Below are 5577 nucleotides of genomic sequence, written 5' to 3'. Positions count from 1 at the left end.
TGGTTAGAGCCATGCTCAGCGGCATCTTCACACCTGCGATTCTTGTACTTGCGGAGCGCGCGTAGTCGATCTTAGGACTGCGTGCGCCGCCCCTCAGTGCCTTCCGGCACGGGGGGCTTTTTTGTGCCCGGCCCACCCACCCGTCACCATCGCGGAACGTCAAGGAAGACGATCAGATGAGCAGTCAGATCACCGGAGCGCAGTCGCTGGTCCGTTCGTTGGAGGCCGCCGGGGCCGACGTGGTTTTCGGTATCCCCGGTGGCGCGATCCTTCCGGCGTACGACCCGTTGTACGACGCCGAGCGCCTCCGGCACATCCTGGTCCGTCACGAGCAGGGTGCCGGGCATGCCGCCGAGGGCTACGCGCAGGCGACCGGACGGGTGGGCGTGTGTATCGCGACGTCCGGGCCGGGCGCGACGAACCTGGTCACGCCGATCGCGGACGCCTACATGGACTCGGTGCCCCTGGTGGCGATCACCGGTCAGGTGCCGAGCGCGGCGATCGGGACGGACGCGTTCCAGGAAGCCGACATCTGCGGCATCACGCTGCCGATCACCAAGCACAACTTCCTCGTCACCTCCGCGGACGACATTCCGCGCACGATCGCCGAGGCGTTCCACCTCGCCTCGACCGGACGGCCCGGGCCGGTACTGGTCGACCTGCCCAAGGACATTCTCCAGTCGACCACGGCGGTGCTGCCCGCCGACATCTGGCCACCCACGCTGTATCTGCCCGGTTACCGGCCGGTCACCCGCCCGCACGGCAAGCAGATCCGTGAGGCGGCCCGGATGATCAGTGCGGCCCGCCGTCCGGTCCTCTACGTCGGCGGCGGGGTGCTCAAGGCCCGTGCCGCAGCCGAGTTGCGGATGCTTGCCGAGCTCACCGGCATTCCGGTGGTGACGACGCTGATGGCCCGTGGCGCGTTCCCCGACTCCCATCGCCAGCATCTGGGCATGCCCGGGATGCACGGGTCGGTCGCCGCGGTGACCGCCCTGCAGAAGTCCGACCTGCTGATCACCCTCGGGGCCCGCTTCGACGACCGGGTGACGGGCAGGCTCGCCTCCTTCGCGCCGAAGGCCGCGGTCATCCACGCCGACATCGACCCGGCCGAGATCGGTAAGAACCGGGTTGCGGACGTGCCCATCGTGGGGGACTGCCGCGAAGTGATCGGCGATCTGATCGCCGCGTTGCAGCCGGAGCAGCGGGCAGATCTCGCCGGCTGGTGGCGGCAGATCGACGGCTGGCGCAGGACGTATCCGCTGGGCTACGACCGGCCGGCGGACGGTTCGATCGCCCCGCAGTACGCCATCGAGCGTATCGGCAAGATCGCCGGTCCGCAGGCGCTGTACGTCGCCGGGGTCGGCCAGCACCAGATGTGGGCCGCGCAGTTCATCTCCTACGAGCACCCCTACACCTGGCTGAACTCGGGGGGTCTGGGCACGATGGGCTATGCCGTGCCCGCGGCGATGGGCGCCAAGGTCGGCCGGCCCGACGCGACGGTGTGGGCGATCGACGGTGACGGCTGCTTCCAGATGACCAACCAGGAGCTGGCCACCTGCGCCCTGGAAGGCATCCCGATCAAAGTTGCGATCATCAACAACGGTTCGCTCGGCATGGTCCGGCAGTGGCAGACCCTGTTCTACGACCAGCGGTACTCCAACACCGATCTGGGCACCCGGCCGGCGGACGGCGGCGGTTCCGCGGCCGGTTCAAGCGCCAGTGCCCGTGCCGGAGCCGGAGCCGGCAACTCGCGCCGGGGGGCGCGCCGGGTGCCGGACTTCGTGCGCCTCGCCGAGGCGCTCGGTTGCGTCGGGATGCGCTGCGAGTCGCCGGAGGAGGTCGACGCCACGATCGACAAGGCGATGGCGGTCGACGACGCGCCGGTCGTGGTGGACTTCGTCGTCCACCGGGATGCGATGGTGTGGCCGATGGTCGCCGCCGGCGCGAGCAACGACGACATCAGAATTGCTCGGGACATCGCCCCCGACTTCGACTACGAAGAGGTTTAGGTCGTGACCACGCACACACTGTCGGTGCTGGTGGAGAACAAGCCCGGGGTGCTCGCCCGGGTCGCGGGGCTGTTCTCCCGGCGCGGCTTCAACATCGAGTCGCTCGCGGTCGGGCCGACCGAACACGACGACATCTCCCGTATGACGATTGTCGTCTCCGTTGACGAGCTACCGCTCGAGCAGGTCACGAAACAGCTCAACAAGCTGGTCAACGTCATCAAGATCGTCGAAATGGAGCCGGCGGTCTCGGTGCGGCGGGAACTGGTCCTGATCAAGGTGCGGGCGGACCTGTCCGTCCGCTCGCAGGTCCTCGAGACCGTCCAGCTCTTCCGCGCGAAGGTGGTCGACGTCGCCCCGGACGCGGTCACCGTGGAGGCCACCGGCACCCGCGACAAGCTCGACGCCCTCATCCGGATACTCGAACCGTTCGGCATCAGGGAGCTGGTCCAGTCCGGCATGGTCGCCCTCGGCCGAGGCTCGCGATCGATTACCGACCGTAGTCTGCGTGCTCTCGACCGGACGGCTTGAAGGTCCCGAAGGCCCAGGTCCCCGGACCACTATGAGGGCCGAAGGCGGCGCGATGATGTTTCTTTCGCGCGGCCGGAGGCCCAACTGCCCGGACCACTGAAGAAGAATCGAGGAGATTCGCCCACGATGGCCGAGATCTACTACGACGCCGACGCGTCGCTCGACAACATCACCAATCGCAGGGTCGCCGTCATCGGGTACGGCAGCCAGGGTCACGCGCACGCTCTCAACCTGCGGGACAGCGGTGTGGACGTCCGGGTCGGCCTGCCCGAGGGCAGCCGCAGCCGGTCGAAGGCCGCCGAGCAGGGCCTGCGGGTGCTCACCCCGGCCGAGGCGTCGGCCGAGGCGGACGTGATCATGCTGCTCGCGCCGGACACGACCCACCGCAAGATCTACGCGGAGTCCATCGCACCCAACCTGTCGCCGGGCAAGGCGCTCGCGTTCGGCCACGGATTCAACATCCGGTACGGGCTGATCGAGCCCCCGGCCGGGGTGGACGTGTTCATGGTCGCCCCGAAGGGCCCGGGGCATCTGGTCCGGCGGACCTTCACCGAGGGCAAGGGCGTTCCCGTGCTGGTCGCGGTGGAGTCCGACGCGTCGCAGGGCGCGCTCGCGCTCGCGCTCGCCTACGCCAAGGCGATCGGCGGCACCCGCGCCGGCGCGCTGCGCACGACCTTCACCGAGGAGACCGAGACCGACCTCTTCGGCGAGCAGGCTGTGCTGTGCGGCGGCGCGAGCGCGCTGGTACAGGCCGGCTTCGAAACGCTGGTCGAGGCCGGATACCAGCCCGAGGTGGCCTACTTCGAGTGTCTGCACGAGCTCAAGCTGATCGTCGACCTGATGTACGAGGGTGGCGTCAGCCGGATGCGGTACTCGATCTCGGACACGGCCGAGTACGGCGATGTCACCCGTGGCCCGCGCGTGGTGACGCAGTCGGTGAAGGACGAGATGCGCCGCATCCTCGCCGAGATCCGGGACGGCTCGTTCGCCCGTGAGTGGGTGGCCGAGGACGACGCGGGCCGCCCGCAGTTCACCAAGCTCGTCGAGGAGGGCAAGAAGCACCCGATCGAGCAGGTCGGCGCCCAGCTGCGTCCGCTGATGTCCTGGATCGCCGAGCCCGTCGACTGACCCCACCTAATGGCCTGGCCCGGCGGGCACGCGATCGTCAACCTTTGCGCGCCTGCCGGGCCGGCCGCGGACACCGGGGATTTCCCGGCTGGACAACCCCGGTACATCACCGGTAGCGGCCCGCAGTGGGTACGCTGGCGGCGCTCGCAACCATGCTTGCCAACCTGCGGGCGGTCATCCCTTGCCGTCTTCTCAAGGAGCCTTACCGTGCCCGTCGTCCTGGTTGCCGAGGAGTTGTCACCGGCCGGGCTGGAACTGCTGTCCAGCGAGTTCGAGGTCCGCCATCTCGACGGGACCGACCGGGTCGCGCTTCTGGGCGCGATCCCCGACGCCGATGCTCTGATCGTGCGCAGCGCGACCAGGGTGGACGCGGAGGTGCTCGCCGCCGCCCGCTCGCTCAAGGTCGTCGCCCGCGCGGGGATCGGGCTGGACAACGTTGACGTCGCCACCGCCACCACCCGCGGTGTGATGGTTGTCAACGCTCCGCTGTCGAACATCGTCAGCGCCGCCGAGCACGCCGTCGCGCTGCTGACGGCGGTGGCCCGCCGCATTCCGGCGGCCAATGCCGCGCTGCGTGGCGGTGAGTGGAAGCGCTCGAAGTACGTCGGCGTCGAACTCGCGGACAAGACCGCGGGCGTGGTGGGGCTCGGGCGCATCGGCCTGCTGGTCGCGCAGCGGCTGGCCGCCTTCGGTATGAAGATCGTCGCCTACGACCCGTACGTCTCGGTGGGCCGCGCCGCCCAGCTGGGGGTGCGCCTTGTCGACCTCGACGAACTGTTGCGGATCAGCGACGTCATCACGATCCACCTGCCCAAGACGCCGGAGACGCTCGGCCTCATCGGCAAGGACGAGCTCGAGCGCGTCAAGCCAGGCGTGATCATCATCAACGACGCCCGGGGCGGGCTCATCGACGAGGTGGCCCTCGCCGACGCCGTCCGTGACGGCCGGGTGGGCGGCGCCGGCATCGACGTGTTCGCCACCGAACCGACCACGTCCTCGCCCCTGTTCGAGCTGGACAACGTGGTGGTCACCCCGCATCTGGGGGCGTCCACCGAGGAGGCCCAGGAGAAGGCGGGCATCGCGGTGGCCCGGTCGGTGCGGCTGGCGCTGCGCGGCGAGTTCGTCCCGGACGCGGTGAACGTGCAGGCCGGTGGGGTTGTGGCCGAGGACGTGCGGCCCGGGCTGCCGCTCGCGGAGAAGCTCGGCCAGCTGTTCACCGGCTTCGCCGGCGGCCTCGCCGCCGCGATCACCATCGAAATCCGTGGTGAAATCGTCGCCCATGACGTGTCGGTGCTGCAGCTCGCCGCGCTCAAGGGAGTGTTCACCGACGTGATCGAGGAGCCGGTCACCTACGTCAACGCGCCGCTGCTCGCCAAGAGCCGGGGGGTCGACGTCGCGCTGGAGACGTTCGAGGAAAGCCCTGACTACCGCAATCTCGTCACGATCCGCGGTGTGCTCGCGGACGGGACACCGGTGTCGGTGAGCGGGACGCTGACCGGTCCCCGGCAGGTCGAGAAGGTCACCGCGATCGACGACTTCGAGGTGGACATCCGTCCCCAGGCGCACCTGGCGTTCTTCCGCTACGAGGACCGTCCGGGGGTGGTGGGCGCGGTCGGTGCGCTGCTGGGCGAGGCCCAGATCAACATTGCCGGTGCTCAGGTCAGCCGCCGCAAGGCCGGTGGTGAGGCACTGATATCGCTCGCGCTCGACGACGCGGTGCCACAGGACGTCCTGACCGAGATCGCCAAGATCATCGGGGCGTCCACGGCCCGGTCGGTGAGCCTCAGAGGGGAGTAGCCGACCGGCTCCTCGCCGAGCGGACGTCGTTTCGCCGCCGTCCGGCCCAAGCCGCCGGACCATCTCGCCGCCGTCCGGCCCGTGGCCCGTGGCCCGTGGCCCGTGGCCCGTGGCC

General features: G+C 69.5%; 4 protein-coding genes. All 4 read left to right on the top strand.

Features of this window, described 5'->3' with window-relative positions; all coding sequences use genetic code 11:
• Positions 1-176: 176 nt before the first annotated feature.
• Positions 177-2009 (top strand): acetolactate synthase large subunit, encoded by a 1833-nt coding sequence (locus CV1CTNOD_RS19735; RefSeq protein WP_131787490.1) that lies wholly within the window; start codon positions 177-179, stop codon positions 2007-2009.
• Between the two features lie 3 nt (positions 2010-2012).
• Positions 2013-2537 (top strand): acetolactate synthase small subunit, encoded by a 525-nt coding sequence (gene ilvN, locus CV1CTNOD_RS19730; protein WP_131787489.1) that lies wholly within the window; start codon positions 2013-2015, stop codon positions 2535-2537.
• 126 nt (positions 2538-2663) lie between these two features.
• Positions 2664-3665 (top strand): ketol-acid reductoisomerase, encoded by a 1002-nt coding sequence (gene ilvC, locus CV1CTNOD_RS19725; protein ID WP_131787488.1) that lies wholly within the window; start codon positions 2664-2666, stop codon positions 3663-3665.
• 207 nt (positions 3666-3872) lie between these two features.
• Positions 3873-5462: a phosphoglycerate dehydrogenase gene (gene serA, locus CV1CTNOD_RS19720; RefSeq protein ID WP_131787487.1), complete on the top strand. Its 1590-nt coding sequence runs from the start codon at positions 3873-3875 to the stop codon at positions 5460-5462.
• The last annotated feature ends 115 nt before the right edge of the window (positions 5463-5577 follow it).

The sequence above is a fragment of the Protofrankia symbiont of Coriaria ruscifolia genome (genome assembly GCF_900634745.1).
In the GTDB taxonomy this organism is placed as follows: domain Bacteria; phylum Actinomycetota; class Actinomycetes; order Frankiales; family Frankiaceae; genus Protofrankia; species Protofrankia californiensis.
Note: the sequence above shows the minus strand (reverse complement) of the source record. Positions and strands in the feature narration are given on the sequence as shown.

Excerpts from the sequence above, each read along its gene's own strand:
- CV1CTNOD_RS19735 (WP_131787490.1), top strand. The coding sequence starts at position 177 with ATGAGCAGTCAGATCACCGGAGCGCAGTCGCTGGTCCGTTCGTTGGAG.
- ilvC (WP_131787488.1), top strand. The coding sequence starts at position 2,664 with ATGGCCGAGATCTACTACGACGCCGACGCGTCGCTCGACAACATCACC.